Origin of the sequence: Micromonospora sp. CCTCC AA 2012012 (genome assembly GCF_040499845.1) — a bacterium.
Taxonomy (GTDB): domain Bacteria; phylum Actinomycetota; class Actinomycetes; order Mycobacteriales; family Micromonosporaceae; genus Micromonospora; species Micromonospora mangrovi.
Map to the genome: position 1 here is coordinate 2,190,824 of NZ_CP159342.1, position 23,555 is coordinate 2,214,378.

Here is a 23,555-nt window from a genome sequence, read left to right on the forward strand (position 1 = left end):
GCGACCGCGGGCACCGCAGCATTCGCCGCCGGCCGTCGATCCCTCCCGCCCGTTCGGCGCTCACCTGCGGATGGCCTGGTGGAAACCGCTCGTGGTCCTCGCCGTGCCGCCGCTGGTGATGCTGGTCCTCCAGGTGCTGTCCTGGCAGCTCGTGGGCGTCATCGAGGGCAGCGACGACCCCATGTCCCCCACCATGACGCCGCTGAAGTCCCTGGGCATCAACCTCAGCATCGGCGCGTCGGGCGTCGTGGCGATCCTGCTCCTGGCGCGGACCGCCCGGGTGCCGTGGCGCAGCCTGATCAGCTCACCCCGGCCCTTCGACGCCCGCCGCCTGGGCACCTACCTGGTCGCAGCCGCGCTGCTGGTGGGTGCCGGGATCGGGGTGACCGCGCTGGTCGCGCGCGACTCGACGCCCTGGGTCGGCTTCGGTGTCAGCGGCACGACGATCGCCCTGCTGATCGTCACCGTGCTGACCACCCCGCTGCAGTCCGCCGGCGAGGAACTGTGGTGGCGCAGCGCCGTACTGCCCGCCGCCGCCTCATGGGTACGTGCGGTCCGGCCGGCCCTCGCCGTCGGGCTCGTCGTCTCCAGCCTCGGCTTCGCCACGCTCCACGGATCGAGCGACCCGTGGCTGTTCGGCTACTTCGCCTTCATCGGCCTCTGCACCGGCCTGATGGCGATCATCAGCCGCGGCATCGAGGCGCCGGTCGCCTTCCACGCCGCCAACAACGTCCTGTTCGGCATCGTCAACACGGTGCTGGCCGACGGCAAGCCCTACGCGATCGACCGCTCCACCGACTCCGGAGACGCGTCCCTGCTGATCCTCGCAGCCGTCAACATCGCCATGGTGGCGCTGGTCTGGCTGCGCGAGCGGCACGCCCGAACCACGAGCTAACCCCACCAGGGCAGGACGCCCGTCCGGAGATGGTCGTGCAGGGACCGGGCGACCTGCGCCATCGTCGCCTCACTACCGGGCTGGGCCACGGCGGGCACCCGCGAGGCGGTGAGCGCGGCGACCGCGTACGACTGCCCGTCCGCGTGCTCCACCACCCCCACCTCGTGACGCAGGTGCAGCAGCGTGCCGGTCTTCGACGACCAGCGGGACACGTCGGAGGTGAAGTCCGGGGCCAGCCGCTGCCGGTGCAGGTTGTCACCCATCAGGGCGCGTACCCGCGCGGCAACGGTCTCGTGGATCGTCGAGGGCCGCCAGAGTGCGTGCAGCAGGTCGACGAAGGCCCGGGCCGATCCGGCGTTGGCGCGGGTGACGTCGAGCTGGGCGACGGGGTGGCCCCGCCCAGGGGTGGTCGCGCCGATGGCGAGGGAATGGGCCAGGTGTACGTCCTCGGGGCCGAGACGTTCGGCGGGGGTGTCGGTGAGGTCCCCGACCCGATGCCGCACGGCGATGCCGTCGATGCGGAGTCGCCGCAGCTCGGCGGCGACCGCGGCCGGCGGGACGAGATCGAACAGGGCGTCGGCGGCGACGTTGTCGCTGATGCAGGTGCTCAGGTAGAGCAGGTCGTCCACCGCGATCCGCGCCGGGTGACGGAAGCGGCTCAGCCCGGTCGGGCCCGGTGTGGTGATCCGACTGGGCGGCACCTCGATCGGCGTCGCCGGGTCGAGTTCCCCGCGCGCGACCCGTTCCAGCACGGCGACCGCCAGCGGCACCTTCACCAGCGACGCCGCCGGATACGGCGTGTCCGCGTCGAATCCGATCTCGGCGCCGGTGTCGAGGTTGCGGACCAGGTAGGCGCCGTGCAGCCCCGCCTCGTCGAGCAGGTCCTGGGCGTGGCGTACCACCGCGACGGCGCTCATGTCGGGTCTCCGGTCGACGGGCTGCCGGTTGGCGCCTCTTCGGTCGGCCTCTCGTGACCGTCGGAGGCGCCCAGGCAGCGTGCGATGTCCGCGTACAGGACCGTGCTGAGCTGGTCGAGGTCCTCGCGTGTGCCGGTGGCGACGTCGTAGCCCCGTAGCAGCCGCAGGCCGGCGAGAGGACGCCAGTGCAGGTCGAACTCGTCGGCCTGTTGACGGGAGCAGAGCAGCAGGTCGGGAGAGCAGAGGGCCGCTGCCGCGGCGTCGACCAGCGACGGCGCGACCGTCACCTGGGCCGGTGCCAGGCCGACCGCCTGGCCGGCGCGGGTCAGCGGGTCGCGCAGGTGAGCGACGTCGTCCTCGGGTTGGATCAGGATCCGCCGGCGTGCCTGGGTGCGGGCCCGGCCGCTGCGCAGCGTCTCCAGGAAGACCGTCGGCGCCGGAAAGGGGGTCCGGGCGGCCAGCCCGAGCGGCACCCGCCAGGACGCCTCGGCCTCCGGAACCGCCACGATCCCGGCACCGACCTCCAGGGTCCGGCAGAGCCGTTCACGCTCGGACGGGCCGGCGGTCCGTACCTCCAGGTGGATGCGCTGCCGCCGCGCCGCGACCACCAGAGCGGCGAGGCGGCGCGGCGGGCAGATCTCGGGTACGGCGACCTGCAGCGGGCGCAGCCGGGCCCGCTCGGCGTCGTCGCCCATGGCCTCGGCGAGGTCGACCAGGCGCCGGGCCGACGGCAGCATCTCCTGCCCGAACGACGTCAGCCGCACCGCGCGGGACGACCGGTCGAACAGTCGCGCCCCGAAGTGCTCCTCCAGGGCGGCGATCCGGCGACTGGCCACCGACTGAGGGATGCCCGCGGCGGCGGCCCCGGAGGTGAAGCTGCCGTGGCCGCTGACCGCGACGAAGGCCCGGCAGGCGGCGACCACATCCACCCACCGAACCTATCCCGAGCATGGGAACGAGCTGGCGCGGCACCCGCCCAGCATCGGGCCGGAGCCGGCCTGATGCTGGGCACGATGACACATCGTGACGCACGGTGTCAGGTGGCGAGACCGACGCGTGGCCGTGCGGGCCGCTGTCTCGATCTCGCGCCCGAGCAGGAGGCGTCACTGCGAAATTGCGGTGGCCTCCAGTTCGACGAGCACGTCAGGCTCGAAGAGGTAGTCCACCCCGATCAGTGACGCCGGTGGGAGGGGCCAGGGCAGGCCGAGTTCCTCGACGACCGATTCGATCCCGGCCATGAACGGCCCGATCTTCTCGGGTGCCCAGTCGGTCACGTAGAAGGTCAGCCGGACCACGTCCTCGAATGAGGCGTTGGCTCCGGCGAGGGCCCGGCCGGTGTTGCGCAGCGCCTGCGCGACCTGCCCGGTCAGGTCGCCCGGCGCCACCGGTGTGCCGTCGCCCAGACGGGCGATCTGACCGCTGACGTGGATGTGACGCGACCCGGTGGCCACCGCCACGTGAGCGTAGGGCGTGTGCGGCTGGAGGCCGTCGGGGCTGAAGCGGGTGACAGGCATCGTTTCTCCTCTGGTGAACCCAACTCGGTTTACCATTGATACCTAGTTGCCGGAGGAAACTTCAAGGAGACCTGGTTTCATGCGCGATACCACCACCGCCCGTGCCGAGGAGCTGCGTATCGACGCGCCGCACCGCGAGCTGCTCGACCAGGTGCTGGACAAGTGGTCACTCAGCGTTCTCAACGAACTGTGCGAGCGCCCGTGCCGGTTCAACGAGCTGCGCCGGGCGGTCCCGGCGGTGACACAGAAATCGCTCACGGCCACGCTGCGACGACTGGAACGCAACGGGATCATCGAACGTCACGTCGTGGCGACCCGCCCGGTCGCCGTGGAGTACCGGATCACCCGGTTGGGAAAGACTCTGCGCGCCCCGGTCGACGCCCTCCTCGAGTGGGCCGACACCTACCTGCCGCAGATCGAACACGCCCGCAAGGCGTTCGACGCCGAGACCGAGTAACGGGCGCGGAACCGCGGCGTAGAGCCGAAGTGGGACTGACATGCACCAAACTGCACAGAACGGGACGACAGCGTGCCGTCCGGAGCCGGTGGCGGCTCCGGACGGCGGGTCCGGTCAGACCTGGTTCGCGCCGCCGTCGACGTAGAGCTCGCCGCCGGTGATGAAGCTGCTCTGGTCGGAGGCGAGGAAGAGCACCGCGTTGGCGATCTCCTCCGGCTCGCCCATCCGGCTCATCGGGACGGTGGAGGCGAGCATCTGCACCAGGCCCGCGGCCTCCTCGGGGCTGTTGGCCAGTCCGGTGACGCCAGGGGTCTCGGTCGGGCCCGGGATCACGGTGTTGACGCGAATCTTCCGGTCGGTCAGTTCGGCGGCCCAGGTGCGGCCGAAGGAGCGGATGGCGGCCTTGGAGGCGGCGTACACGCCGAAGGCCGGGGCGCCCTTGGTGGCGGCGGTCGAACCGGCCAGAATGACCGATGCGCCGTCGTTGAGCACCGGCAGGGCCTTCTGCACGGTGAACAGCGTCCCGCGCACATTGCGGTCGAAGGTGTCGGTGTAGTGCTCCAGGCTGATCTTGCCCAGGGGTGCGAACTCGCCGCCACCGGCGTTGGCAAAGAGCACGTCCAGGCCGGCGCCGTGGGCGGTGATCGCGTCGATGACGCGGTCGAGGTCGTCGAGGTCGCTCACGTCGCTGCGGATGCCCGTGGCGGCCGGGCCGATGGCCGCGACAGCCTCGTCCAGCTGCTGCTGGCGGCGTCCGGTGATGAAGACGTGCGCGCCCTCGGCGGCGAAGCGGCGAGCCGTGGCCAGTCCGATGCCGGAGGTGCCACCGGTGACGAGGGCGATCTTGCCATTGAGCTGTGCCATTGGTCGTACTCCTTGAACTCGATCGTGCGTGGGGTTCCGTGCGTCGCCGATCCGGTGTCGTACCGGGTCGGTCGGGGTTGGTCAGTGCGCGGTGCGCGCGGTGAAGCGGGGCAGGAGCGCGGCGAGTTCGCGCCACTGCCGCCGGGGCAGCCCCGCACCGTCGGTGTCGGGCCGCAGGACGTGCAGGGTGACGTGGTCCGCCCCGGCGTCCAGGTGGGCCTGGACGCGGTCGGCGACGGCGTCGAGGTCGCCCCAGGCGACCAGCGCGTCGACGAGCCGGTCGCTGCCTCCCGGGACGAGGTCCTCCTCGCCGAAGCCGAGGCGGGCGAGGTTGGCCCGGTAGGCGGGAAAGCCGATGAACATCCCGACCCCGGCGCGGGCGGCCGCCCGCGCCCGCTCGGGGTCGCGGTCCAGAACGACCGCCAGGTGCGGCGCGATGAGCGGTTCGTCGCCCACCCGCGCCCGCTGGTCGGCCGAGTGCTGGGGTGTCACCAGGAAGGGATGCCATCCCGAGGTCCGCGTGGCGGCCAGATCGACCATCCTCGGCCCCAGCGCACCCAACAGGCGCCGCTCGGCGGCGATGGGTCGGGGCGCGGCGTCGAGGCCGTCGAGGAACCGAGCCATGGACACCGTCGGCTTGCCGTAGTCCTGCCCCGCGCTGGCGGCGGAGTGGGCGTTGCTCACTCCCAGTCCCAGCGCGGCGCGCGGCCCGTACGCCGCGTCCAGTGCGGCCCACCGGTCGCCGAGTACGGCCGGGTCCTGGCCCCACATGGAGAGCACGCCGAGCGTCACGGTGGCGTGGGGCGCGGCGTCCAGCAGGTGCTCGACGTCGTCGACCGCCCCCGGGCCGTCCAGCCCCGGGATCCAGAGCGCGGGGAAGCCGAGCTGGTCCAGCTCAGCGGCGGCCTCCCGGACCTCGGGCCGGGCGGCTCCGCGTAGCTCCATGCTCCAGATGCCGATCGCGCCGATCGTCCGCTTCAAGCTCTCCATCTCGACCCCCTCCATGCTTCTGTACCTGTCGGTACATAACAAGCTAGCAGGCGCCACCGGCATTCCCCGGATTTCTGTACCGATCGGTTCCAGCCGGCGGTAGCCTTGGCGGCTGGAAGGTGGTGGACGAGATGACCCAGATCGGACGGCCGCGCGAATTCGACGCGGACCAGGCCCTGGATCGCGCGATGGAGGTGTTCTGGCGGCACGGCTACGAGGGAGCGTCGCTGGCCGACCTGACCGCGGCCATGGGCATCAACAAGCCGAGCCTCTACGCCGCATTCGGCAACAAGGAGGGCCTGTTCCGCAAGGTCGTCGCCCGCTACGCGGACGTGGAGATGGCGTACGCCCGCAGCGCTCTCGACCAGCCTACGGCGCGGGAGGTGGCGGCGGCGTTGCTTCGCGACAACGTGGTGGCGCTGACCCGCCCCGACCGGCCGGCCGGATGCCTCTCCGTCCAGGGCGGCACCGCCTGCGGTGCCGGGAACGCGACGATCTCCGAATTCCTCGCCGCCAGCCGACTGGCTGGCGAGCAGGCCATCGCCGCTCGCTTCGCCCGCGCCGTCGACGAAGGAGACCTGCCGGCCGACGCCGACCCCACCGCGCTGGCCCGCTTCCTGAGCGTCGTCACCGAGGGGCACGCCGTGCACGCCGCGGCGGGCGCTCACCGCGGCCAACTGGAGGAGTCCGCCGATATCGCGTTGCTCGCCTTCACCGCGGCGGCCTATCCCGGTGGCACCGCCCGGTGATCGGCGCGGCGCTCGGTGCGGGCGTCCTGCCGGCGTGCAGGATGTGGCGTGTTGGGCGCACGACACCCCCGCGCAGGCGCAGCTCGGCCGGCGGCACGCAGTTATCGCTGCGCACCTGCGTCCGAAGGGCGCTGCGGAGGCCGATCTCGGCTCAGCGCCCCAACACTGAGACGACCGTCATGTTGGCGGTGCCAACGCCGCCGATCTGCAGGGCCACCGCCGTCAGCCCGAGGATGAAGCCAAGAACGCGCCTGATCATCGGCTGACGCGGGTGCTTCTTCAGGACGGCTCGGCGACGCCGTGTACCGCCTCCATGATGGACTGGGCGACCTCGCCGGGCTGGGACACCGCCATCGCGTGAGAGGCGCCGGCGATGTCCCGAACGCCGCGGGCACCGGCGCGTTCGGCCATGAAGCGGTGCGCGGCGACCGGGATGTTGCGGTCCGCGTCGCCGAAGACGAACCAGGTGGGCAACGACCGCCACGGCGGCGTGGCCGTCGAGAGGCCCTCGCCGAGCGCCTGCTCGGTCACCGGCCGCTGCGTCCGGGCCATCAGGGCCGCGAGGTCGTCGGGTACGTCCGCGGCGAACTGGGAGTGAAACGCGTCCTGCCTGATCGCCACCTCGTTACCGCCGGTGGCCACCGGATAGGAGACGAGGGTGTCGGCGAGCGTGCTGCCGGGGAACTTCCCGGACAGCGTCAGCGCCGACTCCCCCGTGTGCGGGCAGAACGCGTTGACGTAGACCAGGGCACGCACCGCCGACTCGCCCGCCGCCGCCTCCGTGATCACCATGCCGCCGTACGAGTGACCGACGAGCACGACCGGACCACCGATCCCGCGTACCACGTCCCGCACGTACGCGGCGTCCCCGGTGACGCTGCGCAGCGGGTTGGCGGCGGCAACCACGGAGTAGCCGGGACCGAGCCGCTCGATCACACCGTTCCAGCTCGCCGACTCGGCGAACGCGCCGTGAACGAGGACAAGGGTGAGCTCCTGATCTGACACGACGACCGCTCCTTAGCCTCACTCCGCTCGCCCTGCAGCGGGGCGGGCTGATTACCCGTCCGGTGGCGGTGAAACCTCCACCACCCCGGCGGTAGGGCCTTCTCGGCGAGCACCCCGTTTCCTGGCCTCAGCCCTGAGCTTCGACGTCGATGACGATCTTTCCCTGTGCGGTGCCGCCGGCGACGTGGGCGTACGCGTCGGTCACGGTGTCGAGGGTGAAGCGACGGGGGTCCAGGCGTGGTCGCAGGCCGCCGGCGTCGGCGAGTTCGGCGGCCTGACGCAGGATCTCGCCGTGGTGCTCACGACCGGCCCCGGTCAGCATCGGCAGCAGGGTGAACACCCCGGAGTAGGTCGCACCCCGAAACGACAGCGGCGCCAAGGAATGCGTCCCCCAGCCCAGGGCACTGACCACGTGCCCCTGATAAGTACGCACGGCTGCGAACGATGCGTCCAGGGTGGCGCCGCCGACGTTGTCGGCCACCACGTCGAACCCCTCGCCCCCGGTGTACCTCTCGACGTACTCCGTCACACCCATCGCCGTGTAGTCGATCGGAACCGCCCCCAGGCTCTCGATCACCGACAGACTCGCCGGACCTCCGGTGGCGTACACCTGCGCGCCCCGCGCCCGCGCCAGTTGCACGCCCACGTGTCCCACACCGCCCGCGCCGCCGTGCACCAGCACCTTCTGCCCCGCACGAACTCCGGCCCGGTCGACCAGCCCCTCCCAGGAGGTGATGACCGCCAACGGCAGCGCCGCCGCCTCCCGCATGGACAGCGCAGCGGGCTTGGGCCCCAGCAACCGGGCGTCGACCGCCGCGTACTCCGCCAGCGACCCCTGCAGCTCACCCACCCCACCGGTCAGCCCGTACACCTCATCACCCGCCGCGAAGCCGGTGACCCCCGCACCCACCTCCACGACGACCCCGGCCAGGTCCAGGCCCAGGACCGCCGGGGGCCGAACACGGGCGTGCGCCGCCTTCCCCGCCTGAATCTTGGTGTCCAGCGGGTTGACACCACTGGCCACCACGCGCACCAACACCTCACCGGCACCCGCACTCGGCCGGGCGAGCTCCTCGATCCGCAGCGGCGCACCGAACTCCCTCAGCACGACAGCACGCACGACAATCACACCCTTTCACCATCATTCGGCCATAAAGCAGCTCTGAACTGGAACACCGCCCGGCGACCTCACGGCGGCGCAGGACGGGGAGGGAGCCGGCGCGGGCCGGCACCCCGGTTCGTCTGCCGTCGGGCCGGCCGTGACCGGGCCTCGGGCGGCCCGAACAAGGAGGCGAGCAGCCGGCGGGCACAGCGCGGGCCGGGCCCCGAGCTGCTCAGCGGGACGTCAGGACCTGCTCGGCGTACGCCCAGAGCCGGTCGGCGGCGGCCGGGTCCACGGCGTGCTCGGCCACCCCCGTCATGGCCTCCGGGCCGCCCGGTACGACCTCCGCCTCCTGGTTGTCCTCGAAGTAGCGGCCGGTGACTCCGGCCAGCAGTGGCGAGGCGGCCAGCAGCACAGAGGTCGCCGCGCCGTGGGCGGCGTCCTTGTAGTGGTCCGGCACCGTCCGGTTGCCCGCCTCGTCGATCGTCACCCCGAACGCGCGCAACGTGTCGTCGTCGAGGTGTCGTTGCAGGTTCGTCATGACGTAGCCGGGGTTGGCGGCGTTGGCGGTGATCCCGTCCGCGGCCCAGTGCCGGGCGATACCGACGACGAGCAGGACGTCGGCGGTCTTCGACTGGAAGTACGCCGTCCACGGGTCGTACGGCTGCCGCTCGAACTGCGGGTCGTCGAAGTCGACGGCCCGGCGCAGCTGCGCCCCGGAGCTGACCGCCACCACCCGGCCGGCGCCGGCACGGAGGTTCCCGCGCAGGCCGCGGGCGAGCGCGAAGTGGCCGAGGTAGTTGATGGCCAGGTGGAGTTCCCAGCCTTCCGCGGTGAGCTGCCGGTCCGGGAGCGCCATGACGCCGGCGTTGGCCACCAGGGCGTGCAGGGGGCCCTCCCAGGAGGCGAGGAACGCGTCGACCGACGACAGGTCGGCGAGGTCGAGGGCGGCCGACCGGACGCGGCCCGGGCCGGGCCCGGCGAACTCCTCGACGAGAGCGTCGGCACCCCCGGGATCGCGGGTGGCGACGGTCACCTCGGCGCCGGCGCCGGCCAGGGCACGTACCGTTTCCGCCCCGATACCCGAGGCCCCGCCGGTGACGATCATGCGGTGCCCGGTGAGGTCGATACCGTCGAGGACCTCCGCGGCGGTCGCCCGGGCCGTGAACGGGGTGGTCAGAGGTGCGGTGACTGTCATGATGGCAACGCTAGGAACGTCCCGGCCGGACCGACCAGCTCAAGCGTCCGCCGCTCTTTCGTGAACGTCCGAGGGAGGTGCGGATGGACCCGCTGGAGGATGTGCTGGCGCTGCTCGACGCGACGAGCCAGGTGTCGGCGGGGCTCGCGGCGGGCGGACGGTGGGCGGTGCGCTTCCCGCCGCCGGCCGGGGCCAAGTTCAACGCCGTCCGGCGCGGTTCCTGCTGGCTGCGGGTCGACGACGTGCCGGATCCCGTCCACCTCGGTGAGGGTGACTGCTTCCTGTTGACCCGGCCCGTGGCGTTCACGCTGGCCAGCGACCCGCATCTGCCGGGCGAACCGGCGCACCCGATCTTCGCCGCGGCCGGCGGCGACGTCGCGCACGCCGGTGAAGGCGACGACGTCTTCCTCGTCGGCGCCGCGTTCACCTTCACCGAACGGGCCCGCGCCCTGCTATTGGACACGCTGCCGCCGCTCATCCACGTGCCCGCCGGGACCCCGGAGGCCGGTGCCGTCCGGTGGGCCCTCGACGAACTGGACGCCGAGCTGCGCGGCAGACCGCTGGGAGCCACCCTGGTCGCGGAGCGGCTCGCCATCGTCATGCTGGTCCGGATGCTGCGCCTGCACCTCGCCCGCGACCCCGTGCCCCCCGGCTGGCTGGCCGGGCTCGCCGACCCGACGGTCGCCGCCGCGTTGCGGGCGATGCACGCCCGGCCGGCCCACCCGTGGACGGTGGCGGAGCTGGCCGGCGTCGTCGCCGTCTCCCGGTCGACCCTCGCGTCCCGGTTCAAGGACGCGGTCGGCAAGGGCCCGCTCGAATACCTCACGGAGTGGCGGATCGAACTCGCGGCGGACCGGCTCCGCCGGGGCGACGACACCGTGGCCGCCATCGCCCGCGCCGTCGGCTACAGCTCGGAGAGCGCACTGAGCGTCGCGTTCAAGCGGACCACCGGCCACTCACCGCGCGCGTACCGGAGCCGGCTCGCCCGGGCACGCTGACCCTCATGTTGTGGCTGGCTAGGAAGGGGACGATCTGGACCGACCCAGGAGACCGGTGCGGCTCCGCTACTCGCGTCGCGGCGAGACGACGGCCGCGGCTCCGCCGCCACGGCGACCCGGCTTCGCCACCGCCACCACCCGCCGGCCGCCCAGGAACTCTCTGCCGGTGGCGGCGCTGATCTCCCTCGTCGGCGCGCCGAGCCGCGTTCGCTTACTGCCGTTGGATCCTCCTTACCGGCCTCGGTGCGCCCGGTGGACCTCCTGTCGGGCGTACAGCGGCCACCCGGTCGGGTCGGCCCGCATTTCGGTGAGCAGCTCCGGCCGGCACTCGGCGAGCCGCCGGACCTGTCCGTCGTGCAGCCAGCGCACCAGCCACCCGGCGGTCGCGGTGGCCGTGCTTCCGTGCCGCCAGCTCACGGTCATCCTGATCCGAACGTCCTCGGCCAGCCGGACGGTGTGCATCGCCCCTGCCGGGATCATGGTGGCGCTGGTGAGGGCCACCGCCCCGCCGTCCTCCAGGATCCGACGGCCGCTCGGCCCGTTGAGCGCGGTGAACCGGATCCGCGGTTCGAAGCCGGCCGCTCGGCACAGCGACACCACGGACTGGTGGTTGCGGGTGCCGGCCGGCCCGGTGAGCCAGTCGAGGTCGGCCAGTTCCCGCAGGCTGATTGTGGCGCGACCGTGACCGACGTCGCGGGGCAGCAGCACGTACGCCGGGTCCTCGAACGCCACCGTGCTGTCCCAGCCCGCCGGCACCGCCAGGCTGACCAGGGGAAGGTCGGCGTACACACAGATGTCGGCGGCGAGCATCGCGGAAGCCCAGCCGGGGCCGGGGATGTCGACGATGTGCTGCCGGACGTCGACCAGAGCGTCGTCGCGGAGCGCGTCGACCAGCCCGCTGAAGCCGAACTCGCTGGCCAACTGCAGGGTGCCGGGCGGCGCCGGTTGGTCTCCGCGACCGATGACCGGCGAGACCACCGTGGCCAGGACACGCAGGTGCGGGAGCAGTTCGACCAGGAGCGGGGTGGGCCGCACGCCGTCCTGCGTCCGGTCGAACAGGGCGGCCCGCCACCGCCGTTCGATCCGCGCCACCAGAGCACTCACCGACGGTTGCGGCAAACCCAGTTGGCGGGCCGCACCGCCGATCGACCCGGTCGCGGCGACCACGTCGACCACCTGGGCGTGCCGGACGGAGACGGAGTCGACGCCGATGAGCCCGGCGATCGTGTCGCACGCGGTGACGGCCCGCCCCACCGCGTGCAGCCCCGCCTGCCCGCGCTCGGACAGCCGGTAGCCCCGCCCGGTCCGGCACAACCAGCCGGCCTCGTTCACGCCGACCAGCTGGCTCAGTCGCCTGCGCACCTGGGACTCACTGACACCCGACCGGGCCGCGAGGTCCCCCACGTCGGCACCGTCGGCCACCCCCAGCAACAGCCGAAGATCCCGCGCATCCACGATCTCTGATCGTAGGACATTGCCCAGCACGGTAAGGATCGGTCGTGGAGCCGCTGGCAGCCCGCTGCCCGGCGCGGGGCCGGGCAGCGGTCGGTGCGGAGCCGATGGTCAGCAGGAGCCGGAGAGGTGGGCGCTGCCGGCACCGGCCGCCCAGGTGCAGCCACCGCGGTACATCAGCATGCTGAACGGAAGACGAAGCGTACGGCGCTCGGCGTTCCAGACCGCCCGGAAGGACACCTGCGGGTTGAGGGTGATACCGAGATTCGCCGCCGCCTGGGTGATACCCAGGTTGAGGGTCGTGCCGATCTGTCCGGCCAGTTCCAGACTTGCCGGCTGCCAGCCCTGCGGGGCCTGGAGTTCGACGTACCGGTTGCAGTGGGCCATGTTCTGGTCCCGGGTGCACTGGGCGGCGCCGACGCTGTTCAGCGTCCAGCCGTTGATGCCGGCCGCGGTGACGTTGTAGGTGCCGGTGGTCAGGAGCCGACCGTCACTGGCCATGCAGACACCGGTCCAGGTCATGGTGACCCGTACGACACCCGTGCGGAGGAGCGCCCGCCAGCCGTCGGCGCGGTAACCCTCGGGGTTCGTCGTGGAGGTGCGGTTACGACTCTGGAGCGTACCGGAGGTGCAGCCGCCGTCACTCTTGGCGAACGGCCCGGAGCTGGAGACCAGCGTCTCCACCTTCCGGTTGTTGGCCACGGCCGGGTCGGCACTCGAGGAGTACGCCTGCGCGACCAGGTTCGTGGCCTTCAAACCCGTCCCGATCGGGGTCTTGACCTGCATGACGACCCGCTGCTGGATGCCGGGTGCCAGGTTACCGACCGTCCACGTCGTTCCACTGAACGTGCCGGCGGTAGGCGTCGCCGACATCACCGTCAGGCCGTTCAGGGTCAACGGCACCCGGACCTGCTGGGCCGTGGTGGTCGTCGAGAGGTTCTTGACGTACCCGTTCACGCGGTAGGTGCCTCCGTTGAGGACACCCGGCCCGGCCACGCCGGGACTGACCACGTCGAACATGAAAGCGACGTCGGCGCTCGACCCGTAGCCCGGCGGGTTCGGGACGGCGCTGTCGATGCACGACACGCTCATCGTGTCCTGCGGTGAGCCGAGCGGCTCGTCCTGGGTGTCCGTGAGGCACCTCTCCGGCCACAAGTTGAGGTAGTAGTCGGCCCACGCGGCGCACTGGCTGGTAGGGGTGTACCTCGTGGTCTCGGTACCGGCCGCCCCACCGTCCTGGCACAGGAACGTGGTCGAGGCGGCGCGGGCCGGACCGGCGACGACCAATCCGGAGACGAACGTGAACAGCGCGACGACAGCGGCGCCGATGGCGGTACGTCTTCTTGATCGCTGGAGCATGGACTGCCCTTTCCGGGAATGGACCTGCAGACGATCGCCGTACACATCGAACGGGATCTGGAGACAGCTGAGATGTCACCACACGCCGTGGCGGACGGGTAATACCAGACGTGGCGGGAGGCCATACCAACCTGGCGTGTCTCTATGAGACGTTGGGGCGCGTCATCGCCCCTTGCGCGACGAGGGTGCAATTGTTGAGCCGGCCGGGGCGTCACGCGAGCGTCGACGCCATGGCTGCCGGACGTTTCGACGTCGGCAATGCGACCGCGGCGGTGTCGATCGCGCCCTCGCCGCTGATATCGGCATCGGCGCGTCCCTGCCCTCGTAGATCACCATGGATGGCAGCGGGCCCAGGTCGTCGCGGCCAAGGGGCCGCCGAGATCATCCGCAGCCCCACGGCCCGGCATGAACGTACGATCAAGTCTCGACACGCCGGTGTCAGGGAGGTGCCGGAGGCGCTTTACCGGATGGCGCCCGAGCCTGGTGCGGTGCGGAAGTGCTCACCTGGATCTGGCCCCACCGGTAAGCGGCGTGTCCAGGCTCTGCCGTCCGGCCGCTTGAGCCGTATGGCGACGGTGGGAGCCGAATGGTTGGGCATCACCGCCAGGGGTCGGCGGTTCCTTACTAGTCGGTTGTCGTGCTCACCGCCGCCCCGCCCACACCCTGCCGCCGACTGCGGACATGTGTCGCATGGTATTCGGGATTGTTGGCAGCCGCCGCCTTCCAGTAACTGCGGATCATCTGGCGGCAGATCGTGGTCGATATTTCCTGCGGAACGCTGCCCGGACGGCTGACGAGCAGAATGGTACGCATCACCGGCTCGACAAGTGGACGCTGCACCATCAGGGTGCTCGGACTGTTGATCGGAGAGCCCAGGGTGACGCACCCCTCCCCCGCGACGAGGACTTCGATGGCGTAGCTGTCGGTGGCTGAGTATGGTGCGTAGGGTTCGAAGCCAGCTGCCCGACATGCCATCACCACCAGTTGACGGAGCCGGGTGCCCGGCGGCCGCAACAGCCAAGGGTCGCCGGCCAGGTCACGGAGCGAGACAACGGGGGCCGCGGCGAGCCGATGGGTGCGGGGTAGGACCACCCAGACCGGCTCCCGCAGCAGGACGGTGCATGCCAACCCGGTGAGATCCAGCGGGGCAGCATCGAAGTCGTACACCTGCGCGCAGTGCCGGTTGCCGTAGCGAACCTCGAGGACACTGCTCTCGGACAGGTCGATGGTGATGTCGTACTTGAACTCAGGGTGGGTCTCGCGCAGCCGGGTCAGGATCCGGGCGAGGGACGGCGCCTCGGCACTGAGCCGCAGCAGAGTTCGATTTGGCCGGCCCATCGACTGCTCCACCTCGGTGACGGCGCTCACCGCCCGAACGGCCATCGGGAGCAGGCGGTGGCCGTCGTCGGTGAGCGTGACACGGCGGCCGGTCCGGTCGAACAGCCGGACCCGCAGTTGTCGCTCCAGTCGTTGGATCTGGCCGGACACCGCAGGTTGGGTCATGCCGAGCCGCTCGGCAGCCCGGCTGAAGCCCCCTGCCTCGACCACCGCCAGGAACACCGCAAGCTGCCGGCTCTCGACACTCATGGCATGACACTCCTCGGTGAGGTTCACCGGCTTGCAGGAGGGTTGATTATCTGGTGCCGGTGGGTTCAGGCTGAACGATAGTTGGCTCGTCGTGCTGTGCCCGGTGGGTGTGCCAGGCGGTTTCGTGCTCGTCTGGGGTTCGCCAGCCGAGATCTTTCTGGATGCGGCGGGTGTTCTGACAGCCGTCGATGTAGGTGAAGATCGCGTTCTCGGCTTCGTCCCGGGTCCGCCAGGAGTTGCGGTAGACCAGTTCGACCTTCCACGTTGGCCAGAAGTTCTCCATGAACGCGTTGACGCTCCTGTAGCTCTCAAGTAAGGATCGCGATCGCGCGGAGAGGGCGGAGCAGGGCCCAGATCTCGCGGGCGAGGAGTCGTTTCAGGCAGCGAATGATGTCGGCTCTGGTCTTACTTCGGCTGTGCGCCGGGCGACGTAGGCGCGGGTGGGTTCGTGGTGCTGCATGCGGACGACGACGGCACGGGAGAGCGCTGCGTTGGCTTGGCGATGGCCGCCGCGGTTGAGCCTGTGCCGGTTGGTCATGCCGGGGGATGCGGGGATCGGTGCGACGCCGCTGAGCAGCGCCCAGGCCGGCTCTGAGCGGGACCCGGTCGATGTTGACACCGGGGACGATGAGAACTTGAACGTCGCGCCTGCCTAGCCCCGGGGTACCGACACCCGCAGCCCCTCACCCCTGATGACGTGCTATAGAGATCAACCTTTGTCCAAGGTGAGCAGCAGAACCCATCCGCCTGCCGAACAAGGCCCGAGCCGGCAGACCAGGCGGCGGCCACCGTGGCAGTATAGTAAAAAATAATGGCGTTACAAGGATATGCTATTTCCCTACCGCCGGGCAGGCGAGTGACAATCGGACTGACCATCAGCGCCGACATGGATGATGGCGAGCCCGAAAGAGGTAGTAGATGCCATTCCCCGCATCAAGAGTGGTTATCAGCAATCACGCAAAACGTGTTTTCGCAGCCATCCTAGCCGCGGTTGCCGCGATCGCTGGGGTCATCGCTCCCGTCTCCCCGGCCTCCGCCGAAGTTGGTGCGCCGACCTGCGCCCACTGGGTGTTTCCCACGCACTGCGTCACCTACCTGCGTGGCGACAGCCCGGACCTGAGGGTCGGCGACATCACCAGCTGGGCCACCCTCGGCGACAAGGTCGACTACTGGACCTCGGCCGCATCCGTACCGCCTGCCATCAACAAAATCTCCGTCGCCGGCAACTCGCAGTCCTGCACCTACAAGTCGACCAGCTCGGGCATCTCCACGGCCAAGCCGATCAAGGTCACCCAGATCGACACGTTTTCCTTCAGCACTGTGGGCTTCGGGTTCTCTTTCACTTCGGCAGGCACCGCGACTGTCACGGCGAACGCGACCAAAACCGAGTTCTCCATCACCACCGTCGCCACGAACGCCGGTTGCACCAGCGCCTCATATGCCCTGACCTTCATCCCGGACGGGATCGGCTACATCTACCGTTTGACGCACCGAGTCAGCACCACGTACGACTGGGGCAACGGAAAGACCGTCACGAACGGCACCCTGGACGACACCAGCCTGCGAACCTGAGCTGGGGCGTAGCCACACTCCACAGTCGACCGGATCGGGACGCCCACGCGGGCGTCCCGACGCCTCTGCGGTTTCGGCGGCGCGCGCCGGTGACGCAATCTCAGCGCACGAACGAATCGGCACACCAGCGGGATGTCGACCTCGACGGAGCCGCTGTCCGGCGCCGCCAGAAAGATCGAGAACTGCCGGCCCGCCGCTCGCGTCGTCCACACCACCGCCAGGCCAGCGCCAGAACCAGCCACCGGGCCGACAAGTTCTCATCGAGCCCTGATCAAGATCCCCGACCCGAATGTCGCGGCATCGCGGTATAAGAAAAAGTGATCGCGTCACAAGTAGATGGTATTTCTCTAACTCCGGGAAGCAGGCAACAATTATTCCGACCATCAGCGCCGACAGGGATGATGGCGAGACCGAGAGAGGTAGCGAATGCCTTTTCCCGCACCAAGAGTGGTCATCAGCAGTCACGCAAAACGTGTTTTCGCAGCCATCCTAGCGGCAGTTGCGGCGATCGCCGGGGTTGTCGCTCCCGCATCCGCCGCCTCTGCCGAGGTGAGCACTCCCAGCTGCGCCTACTGGGTCATCCCCACTCACTGCACCACCTACCTGCGTGGTAACAGCCCGGATCTGAAAGTCGGAAACATCACCAGCTGGGCGACCCTCGGCGACAAGGTGGAGTACTGGGCCCAGCCCAGCCCGACGCCACCCTTCATCACCAAAATCTTCGTCGCCGGAAACTCGCAGTCCTGCACCTACAAGTCGACCAGTACCGGCGCAATCTCCACAGCCAGGCCGGTGAAGGTCACCCAGACCGACACCTTCACCTTCAACACTGTGGGCTTCGGATTCTCGTTCAACTCGGCAGGCACCGCGACTGTGACGGCGAACGCGACCAAAACCGAGTTCTCCATCACCACCGTCGCTACGAATGCCCCGTGCACCAGCCCCTCATATGCCCTGACCTTCATCCCGGACGGGGTCGGCTACATCTACCGTTTGACGCACCGAGTCTTCACCACGTACGACTGGGGCGGCGGAAAGACCGTCACGAACAGCACCGTGGACGACACCAGCCTACGGATCACCGGCGGGTACTGAACGCCAGTAACACTGCGCGGTCGACCGGGTCGGGATGTCCAGACGGGCGTCCCGACCCGGCGAGGGCGCTACTCCTACGCTGTGAGCGGTGATCGCTGAAACGGATCGGGCCCTACCTGCGAGCGGCACCGGGCATCTTCCGCAGCTGGTCGAACGTCTGCCCACCGGGGAAGGTGTTCTCGCTGGGTCGGGACGGCACCATCCTCGTCGTCCGCGCCACCGACGGGCGGCGCTGAACATGCTCGCTCCGGCCGGGCGCCGACACTGCCGGTTCCCGCAGATGAGGTAGCGCCTCGGTCACCGGGTGGCCGAGGCGCACCAGTGCCAGCGACGCCGCTCGGCCAGCGCGGGAGGTACAGCGACGAGTTCCGGCACGGCGTCGCCGGCGTGTGGGCCCCAGGTGCTGAGCACGTCGGCGAGGTGCGGGTGCTCGACGAGGCGACGGCGGACGGCGTCAAGCGCATCGGGTGGTGCCCGCACCCCCGACATCCTGCCGGACCGTCCTTACCCGACAGATACGGGTTATAAGACGTCCTACGTCGAATTGAAGCGATCGCTACGCGCAAATGAAATGGCTCCTTGTCTCCTATGTGGATGACCTGCCATGATGTTTTGCATGAAGCCTTCTGGACGATCTCTGGCAGCCTTGGCCGCAATAGCCGCCGGGACGCTCGCCACGCTGCTCGCGCCCGCAACCGCGCAGGCGATCACGTACCACTCGCGCTGGATCGGGCCCTTCACCGACTACGCGACCTGCCAGACGCAGAGCGCCGATGCAAATAGCCCGTCCACCAACGAATACGCCACCGACTGCTCCTACCAGGCATCAGGCATTTCCGGCCGCGGGCCAGGTTATTACTACCTCTACACCTACACTCTCGACTGACAGCGGGATGTGCCAGCCGGGTCGCCCGTCGGCCACGCCGACCGCGACGGCCCGGTCGGCGTCACCACCGGTGACGGACGCCGCCGCATGCACCCGGCCACTCGAACCTGCGTACGGACGGATTGCCGCCCCGCACCGGTAGCCACCGACCGACGTCCCGGAGCACCCCGCCGCGTCCCACCGGAGCCACCCCGGTCCATCGGCTCCTGAGCATCCACCGAGCCACCACGCCCCAGACGTAGACACGAAAAAGCCCACGACCCAGTGGGCTTTACCAGTTCAAGGCTTTGATCAGCTCAGCAGCTGAGCTGCGCCGCCTCGTAGGCAGCTGACGTAGCCGCAGGTCATCCACCCGAGCCGGAGGTACCGGCGTACGCCGTGCCGGGTGACCGACGAATCATCTACACGCGCGGGTGGTAGGGGCCAAGAACAGTTCGTGCGTGAACCGGAGTGAGCAAGAGCGTGCCGCTGAAGCTTCGCCGGCTTCATCGCACCGATCCTCCCGGCTGCGCGGCAGCCAGGAGGATCGGTCGTGCGTGCGCGGTCAGTCGGTGCTGGAGCGGGTCAGCGCCACGCCGAGGCCCAGCATGCCAACACCGAGGCCCAGGTGCAGCCAGTTGTCCGCGGTGTTGAGCGGCACGAAGTTGGCGGCGCTGTCGCTGCCGACGACAAGGCCGTAGAGCCACAGCACGAGGTAGATCGCGCCACCGCCCACCAGGTAGGCGCGGGCACCGGCGACGGAGCGGGCCAGCAGCAGCCCGGCAACGCCGAAGAGCAGGTGCACCACGTTGTGCAGGACGGACACCTGGAACAGCCCGAGCAGCTTCGCCTCGGAGTGATGCCCGGCGAACATGAGGCTGTGGTAGTCGCTGGTGATGCCCGGGACGAATCCGAGCACCCCCACCAGCAGGAAGACCGCGCCAACCACCTGCGCGACGAGACGCACCGGCTGCCGAGCGGTTGTCGCTACGGCATGTGAGTTGCTGGCCATGATGTCAACCTCCGAGGGAAATTCCGTACCAACCAGGGCGGACGACGCCTGCCACCGCCAGATTCAGTGAGGATTCGGAGACGGCTCGGCTTCGGATCGCCGTCGAACAGAGAATCCTTCGTAGCTGCAGAATGTGAACCCTCGCCGCCCGCCTACAGGTCGTCGACTTGGTCGAGGTCGAAGGGCCAGGACGACTGCAGACCGGACAGACACAGGGACACCCACCCCTGCCAGCGTGGATCCTCGTACCGCTCCGCCTCGACGCCGGCCGCGTGGTGGCAGCGGCATCATGACGGTGCGCCAACAGACTGCGGCACTCACTCAGATCAGCGCCCCTTCGACCGAAGACGTCTGGTAGGCACCGCTCACGTTGGGTGCGCTTACTCTTGACGAAGCGGCGGAGCCAGTCGTCGGACGACCGGCGGAGCCGCATCCCGGGACGCCAATAGGCATAGATCCTACGCGGGGTGGGCGTGCGCGAGGCGGGCGTAGACGATGACGTTGTCGCGGTAGTGCCCGGTCGTGTCGTCGAATTCACCGCCGCAGGTGATGAGCCGCAGCGCGGCGTGGTCGGTCGGCCCGTACACCTCATCCGTCGGAAATCGGTCCTTCGGATACTGCTGGACCTTCGTCACGGTGAACATCGCTACGCTGCCGTCTTCCCGTGCGACTGAGATGCCGTCGCCGATGTGCAGCCGGCTGAGCTCGAAGAAGCTACCGCGTTTGCCCTTCCAGTTCACGTGTCCGGCGAGTACGGCTGGGCCGAGAGCGCCGGGGGCCGGCGCCTTGGTGAACCAGCCGACGTCGGTGGCACTGTCGGGTACCTGCATCGCGCCGTCGGCCTGCAGACCGAGGCTGACCGTCGCGGCGGTGATCTTCAACGACGGGATCGACACCCGCGTGGGGGGTGAGCTGGCCATCAGCGGTCCGGTGGTCAGCTCCCCTGCTCGGGTCACGGGCTCCGATGGCGAATTGGTCGGGGCGGCCGCCGCGTTCATGACGGCCGGGGGCGACTCGCCCTCATGGCCGGTGACCGCGAAGCCGATGGCGGCGATCCCGGTGAGGGCGAGGATGCCGGCCGCCGCCACGAGCGTGAGACGCTCCCGACGGCGGCCGGCCGGCACGTGAATGTCGCCGGTACCCATGTGACGTACCTCGTTTCAGCGCGCGCCGGCGAACCGGCGTCGCGCCGCCACCACCGCGCCCGCGGCCCCTAGCAGGGCGAGGCCGCCGACGCCGAACAGGACCCCTGGCGAGGTGCTGTCGGTGGTGCTGCCGTCGCCGGTGGCCACACCGCCAGCGGGGACAGAACCGGCGGCAGCGCCGCTGACCATCCCACACGTCGCCGGGTCGGTGGCCTCGGCGGGAATGCCGTTGACACCGACCGACTTGGCGAAGGTCGATTCACCGAGGGCTTCCATGTCGTACTTGCCGTTCTTGTTCGCGTCGATGCCGTGCTGCACGACGTGCAGGTCCTTGAGGTGCTCGATCGTTCCCTTCGGCAGCTCGGTGGCCGTGAACGTGCGCTCGTAGGTGAGGTCACCCTTCGCGTCGGCCTTCGGCATCCGATCCACCGCCAGCCCGCTCGCCTTCGTCGTGTCACCGGTGGTGGTCAGGGAGATGAAGATGTCGCCGTACATCTTCAAGCCCTCCTCGGTACTGACGTAGCCGTTGCCGTTGGCGTCGGCGGACTTGTCCGGGCAGTGGAAGTCCATCCCGGTGACCGCGCCGTGGATGTGCTGCGCGTGCGGCGAGTTCGGCGTCATGCCCTTCGAGCGGATCATCACCTTCAGGTCGCCGCTGTCGGTCGCCGTCAGCGTCGCGGTGCCGGTCGCGCCGGTCTCGTTGAGGTCCAGCAGCTTCACCTGCACGCTCTCATCGGCGTGAGCGACGCCCGGGAAGGCGAGGACGAGCGCCGTGGCGGGCAGGGCGAGCAGGGCTCTAGACAGTCTCACAACACGTCTCCATTCGCTGACCCCGGCTCATGCGCCGGGGCGTCGTACGGGATTCGGTGCCGCTGTCGGTGCGGATGGGCGCGACATCCGCCCTCACTGGTAGCGATCAGTCCGTGGTGCGGAAGCTCGCGGCGGCGAGGCGGGCGACGGGCTCACCGGCGGACCACTCGGCGTCGGGGGTGACCCAGCTCAGCTCGTACGGCCGACCTGGCGTGGCGCCGTTGACCAGCAGCCGGCGGGCGTGTCGCCGCTGCCCGTCCGGGCCGTCCCAGGTGAATTCCCACTCCGCCGCCCCGCCGGGACGGATCACCGGCCCGATACTGACCTTTTCGTAGCCGGGCAGCGCGCCGGTCCGCGTGAGCCGATCCGCCTCAGCGCGCCAGAAACCGCTCGGATCACGCTGCGGAGTGCGACCGAGGTCCACGGCCAACACCCGCTCACCCCGGGGATCGGACAAGCACACCACGCCGCCGTCGGTGAAGCGCATCCACCCTTCGGGCAACCCGAGGGTGAAACCGGCCTCGTCGAGGTACGAGAACCAGCCCGGCGGCAACGCCTGGTGCCCCTCCGGGTCCTCTGACGCGGACGATATCGGCGTGGGCACCGACGCCGCGGACGTCAGGCACGGCACGCCGGGGACCTGCGGCGCACCCGCGACGGCCGTCGCGGGTGCGGCCTCGCCGCCGGCTTGTCCCTTGGACGGCACGACAACGTCGTAGAGGCCACCCAGGCTCACGCGCACGCCTACCGCGCCGGCCCCGAGCACCCCGGCGAGAGAAAGCACTGCGACAGCGAACGTTGCGGCGGTGCGCCGCCCGATGCGCTCTCGGCGCACCGTCCTCGATTGCACGCCAGCGCCGCCGGACGGCAGGACCTGTGTCAGCGCACCGCCGGTATCCGAAAGCTTCTCGGCGGTGTCGACTCCAGGCAGCCGGTGTGTAATGCCCGAAGCGTCGGCGTCCGCCGGCGCCACGCCGCGGCGAACGACTTGGGGCGCGGTGGCGGCCCGGCCGGCAATCTTCCGCAGCCGCCGCGCCGCTTCCGCGGCGGTCATGCGGCGACGTGCGTCCCGCTCCAACAGTCCGGCGATGACAGGAGCGAGCGGACCGGCCCTGCGCATCCGGTCCGGCGGTTCGGTGGCCAGCGCCAGCAGCGTCTCCACGATCGTGCGCCCCTGATACGGCGGGCGGCCCTCCACCGCCGCGTACAGGGTGGCGCCCAGCGCCCACAGGTCCGTCGCCGGCGACGACACACCGTCACGGACCCGCTCCGGAGCGACGTATTGCGGTGCTGCGGTGATCCCCCAGGACTGGCTCACTGCTGCGGCGCCCTCGACGGCCGCGACGCCGAAGTCGCTGAGCAGCGCCCGACCGTCGTCGGCGATCAGCACATTGCGCGGGGTCACGTCCCGGTGCAGCACGCCCACCCGGTGCGCTGCCCGCAACGCCTCCACCAACTCCACGCCGAGGCAGGCGACCGTCCGCACCGGCAACGGACCGTCATCGGTCAGCACCCGGTGCAACGACCGCGATGGCACGTGCTGCATCACGATCCACGGGCGGTCCTCCACGGTGATCACGTCGTAGACGCGCACCACGTGGGGATGATCCAGCCGCGCCGCCGCCTGGGCCTCTCGCAACACGCGCCGGTGCAGGTCGGCCAGCTCGGACTCGCTCAGCCCGACCCGGAACAGCATCTCCTTGACCGCCACGTCCCGGTCCAGCAACTCGTCACGGGCCAGCCACACCCGCCCCATCCCGCCCTGCCCGATACACCGCAGCAGGCGATATCGCCCCACCCGCCGCACAGACTCCTCCGCCACACCGGTGCTTCGGAGCCGACCGCACAGCGGATGGGCCGGACCGGCTCGGCTTGCTGGCGGCCCACCCGACGCACTCAGTCGACCCAGTTGCTGCGCCTCAGCGCGGTGCTCGGCCGAGGTGACGCCCAGCGCATCAGCATCCACCGC

Annotated in this window: 25 protein-coding genes; 7 read left to right on the forward strand and 18 right to left on the reverse strand. The window is 70.1% G+C overall.

Going from position 1 to position 23,555, the window contains the following annotated elements; genetic code table 11:
• Positions 1-70: 70 nt before the first annotated feature.
• Entirely contained in the window at positions 71-895 is an 825-nt protein-coding gene (locus ABUL08_RS09785) for a CPBP family intramembrane glutamic endopeptidase (protein WP_350936667.1), read from the forward strand.
• On the opposite strand, the gene ABUL08_RS09790 is transcribed toward ABUL08_RS09785, so the two are convergent.
• From ABUL08_RS09790 to ABUL08_RS09800, 3 genes are all read right to left on the reverse strand, one after another.
• A complete protein-coding gene (locus ABUL08_RS09790) occupies positions 892-1,812 on the reverse strand; it encodes a serine hydrolase (protein WP_350936669.1) in 921 nt (306 codons plus the stop codon). The two genes, ABUL08_RS09785 and ABUL08_RS09790, sit on opposite strands and share 4 nt — an antisense overlap.
• On the reverse strand, positions 1,809-2,741 hold the full coding sequence (locus ABUL08_RS09795; RefSeq protein ID WP_350936671.1) for a LysR family transcriptional regulator: 933 nt from the start codon (positions 2,739-2,741) through the stop codon (positions 1,809-1,811). The genes ABUL08_RS09790 and ABUL08_RS09795 overlap by 4 nt, the downstream gene beginning before the upstream one ends.
• A gap of 174 nt (positions 2,742-2,915) precedes the next feature.
• Positions 2,916-3,326 (reverse strand): RidA family protein, encoded by a 411-nt coding sequence (locus ABUL08_RS09800; RefSeq protein WP_350936673.1) that lies wholly within the window; start codon positions 3,324-3,326, stop codon positions 2,916-2,918.
• A 79-nt stretch (positions 3,327-3,405) separates the two neighbouring features.
• On the opposite strand from ABUL08_RS09800, the gene ABUL08_RS09805 reads away from it, so the two are divergent.
• The gene (locus tag ABUL08_RS09805; RefSeq protein WP_350936675.1) at positions 3,406-3,783 is read left to right on the forward strand and encodes a winged helix-turn-helix transcriptional regulator; all 378 of its coding nucleotides are present in this window, start codon (positions 3,406-3,408) and stop codon (positions 3,781-3,783) included.
• A gap of 114 nt (positions 3,784-3,897) precedes the next feature.
• Here the strand turns inward: ABUL08_RS09805 and ABUL08_RS09810 are convergent, their stop codons facing one another.
• Positions 3,898-4,647, reverse strand: coding sequence for an SDR family oxidoreductase (locus tag ABUL08_RS09810; RefSeq protein ID WP_350936678.1), 750 nt, complete (start codon positions 4,645-4,647; stop codon positions 3,898-3,900).
• A gap of 81 nt (positions 4,648-4,728) precedes the next feature.
• A complete protein-coding gene (locus ABUL08_RS09815) occupies positions 4,729-5,637 on the reverse strand; it encodes a TIGR03620 family F420-dependent LLM class oxidoreductase (RefSeq protein ID WP_350936680.1) in 909 nt (302 codons plus the stop codon).
• Between the two features lie 131 nt (positions 5,638-5,768).
• Here ABUL08_RS09815 and ABUL08_RS09820 point away from each other — a divergent pair, with 131 nt between their 5' ends.
• Positions 5,769-6,386 (forward strand): TetR/AcrR family transcriptional regulator, encoded by a 618-nt coding sequence (locus ABUL08_RS09820; RefSeq protein ID WP_350936681.1) that lies wholly within the window; start codon positions 5,769-5,771, stop codon positions 6,384-6,386.
• A 279-nt stretch (positions 6,387-6,665) separates the two neighbouring features.
• Here the strand turns inward: ABUL08_RS09820 and ABUL08_RS09825 are convergent, their stop codons facing one another.
• The 3 genes from ABUL08_RS09825 to ABUL08_RS09835 form a co-directional block, all read right to left on the reverse strand.
• Positions 6,666-7,391, reverse strand: a complete 726-nt coding sequence (locus ABUL08_RS09825) for an alpha/beta fold hydrolase (RefSeq protein ID WP_350936683.1) — start codon at positions 7,389-7,391, stop codon at positions 6,666-6,668.
• Positions 7,392-7,518: 127 nt separating this feature from the next.
• On the reverse strand, positions 7,519-8,511 hold the full coding sequence (locus tag ABUL08_RS09830) for a zinc-dependent alcohol dehydrogenase family protein (RefSeq protein WP_350936685.1): 993 nt from the start codon (positions 8,509-8,511) through the stop codon (positions 7,519-7,521).
• Positions 8,512-8,725: 214 nt separating this feature from the next.
• The gene (locus ABUL08_RS09835) at positions 8,726-9,691 is read right to left on the reverse strand and encodes an SDR family NAD(P)-dependent oxidoreductase (protein ID WP_350936687.1); all 966 of its coding nucleotides are present in this window, start codon (positions 9,689-9,691) and stop codon (positions 8,726-8,728) included.
• 83 nt (positions 9,692-9,774) lie between these two features.
• Here ABUL08_RS09835 and ABUL08_RS09840 point away from each other — a divergent pair, with 83 nt between their 5' ends.
• Positions 9,775-10,689, forward strand: a complete 915-nt coding sequence (locus ABUL08_RS09840; RefSeq protein ID WP_350936689.1) for an AraC family transcriptional regulator — start codon at positions 9,775-9,777, stop codon at positions 10,687-10,689.
• A 231-nt stretch (positions 10,690-10,920) separates the two neighbouring features.
• Here ABUL08_RS09840 and ABUL08_RS09845 read toward each other — a convergent pair whose 3' ends face one another.
• The 5 genes from ABUL08_RS09845 to ABUL08_RS30605 all read right to left on the reverse strand — a co-directional run bounded on the left by ABUL08_RS09845 (position 10,921) and on the right by ABUL08_RS30605 (position 15,625).
• Positions 10,921-12,144, reverse strand: coding sequence for a LysR family transcriptional regulator (locus ABUL08_RS09845; protein ID WP_350936692.1), 1,224 nt, complete (start codon positions 12,142-12,144; stop codon positions 10,921-10,923).
• Positions 12,145-12,252: 108 nt separating this feature from the next.
• The gene (locus ABUL08_RS09850; protein ID WP_350936694.1) at positions 12,253-13,500 is read right to left on the reverse strand and encodes a hypothetical protein; all 1,248 of its coding nucleotides are present in this window, start codon (positions 13,498-13,500) and stop codon (positions 12,253-12,255) included.
• A 624-nt stretch (positions 13,501-14,124) separates the two neighbouring features.
• Positions 14,125-15,087 (reverse strand): LysR family transcriptional regulator, encoded by a 963-nt coding sequence (locus ABUL08_RS09855; RefSeq protein ID WP_350936696.1) that lies wholly within the window; start codon positions 15,085-15,087, stop codon positions 14,125-14,127.
• 46 nt (positions 15,088-15,133) lie between these two features.
• Positions 15,134-15,370, reverse strand: a complete 237-nt coding sequence (locus ABUL08_RS09860; RefSeq protein ID WP_350936699.1) for an IS3 family transposase — start codon at positions 15,368-15,370, stop codon at positions 15,134-15,136.
• 93 nt (positions 15,371-15,463) lie between these two features.
• Entirely contained in the window at positions 15,464-15,625 is a 162-nt protein-coding gene (locus tag ABUL08_RS30605; protein ID WP_377522702.1) for a hypothetical protein, read from the reverse strand.
• 380 nt (positions 15,626-16,005) lie between these two features.
• Here ABUL08_RS30605 and ABUL08_RS09870 point away from each other — a divergent pair, with 380 nt between their 5' ends.
• Together ABUL08_RS09870 and ABUL08_RS09875 are read left to right on the forward strand one after the other, a co-directional pair.
• On the forward strand, positions 16,006-16,659 hold the full coding sequence (locus ABUL08_RS09870; protein ID WP_350936700.1) for a hypothetical protein: 654 nt from the start codon (positions 16,006-16,008) through the stop codon (positions 16,657-16,659).
• Positions 16,660-17,106: 447 nt separating this feature from the next.
• Complete coding sequence (locus ABUL08_RS09875) at positions 17,107-17,754, forward strand: hypothetical protein (RefSeq protein ID WP_350936702.1); 648 nt, start codon at positions 17,107-17,109, stop codon at positions 17,752-17,754.
• 297 nt (positions 17,755-18,051) lie between these two features.
• On the opposite strand, the gene ABUL08_RS09880 is transcribed toward ABUL08_RS09875, so the two are convergent.
• Positions 18,052-18,234, reverse strand: coding sequence for a hypothetical protein (locus ABUL08_RS09880; protein ID WP_350936704.1), 183 nt, complete (start codon positions 18,232-18,234; stop codon positions 18,052-18,054).
• A 136-nt stretch (positions 18,235-18,370) separates the two neighbouring features.
• On the opposite strand from ABUL08_RS09880, the gene ABUL08_RS09885 reads away from it, so the two are divergent.
• Positions 18,371-18,640 (forward strand): hypothetical protein, encoded by a 270-nt coding sequence (locus ABUL08_RS09885; protein ID WP_350936707.1) that lies wholly within the window; start codon positions 18,371-18,373, stop codon positions 18,638-18,640.
• A gap of 544 nt (positions 18,641-19,184) precedes the next feature.
• Here the strand turns inward: ABUL08_RS09885 and ABUL08_RS09890 are convergent.
• The 4 genes from ABUL08_RS09890 to ABUL08_RS09905 all read right to left on the reverse strand — a co-directional run bounded on the left by ABUL08_RS09890 (position 19,185) and on the right by ABUL08_RS09905 (position 23,552).
• A complete protein-coding gene (locus ABUL08_RS09890; protein ID WP_350936708.1) occupies positions 19,185-19,631 on the reverse strand; it encodes a DUF4383 domain-containing protein in 447 nt (148 codons plus the stop codon).
• Between the two features lie 458 nt (positions 19,632-20,089).
• Positions 20,090-20,776: a class F sortase gene (locus ABUL08_RS09895; protein WP_350936710.1), complete on the reverse strand. Its 687-nt coding sequence runs from the start codon at positions 20,774-20,776 to the stop codon at positions 20,090-20,092.
• 15 nt (positions 20,777-20,791) lie between these two features.
• Positions 20,792-21,496, reverse strand: coding sequence for a hypothetical protein (locus ABUL08_RS09900; protein WP_350936712.1), 705 nt, complete (start codon positions 21,494-21,496; stop codon positions 20,792-20,794).
• Between the two features lie 196 nt (positions 21,497-21,692).
• Positions 21,693-23,552: a serine/threonine-protein kinase gene (locus tag ABUL08_RS09905; RefSeq protein WP_350936713.1), complete on the reverse strand. Its 1,860-nt coding sequence runs from the start codon at positions 23,550-23,552 to the stop codon at positions 21,693-21,695.
• Between the last annotated feature and the right edge of the window lie 3 nt (positions 23,553-23,555).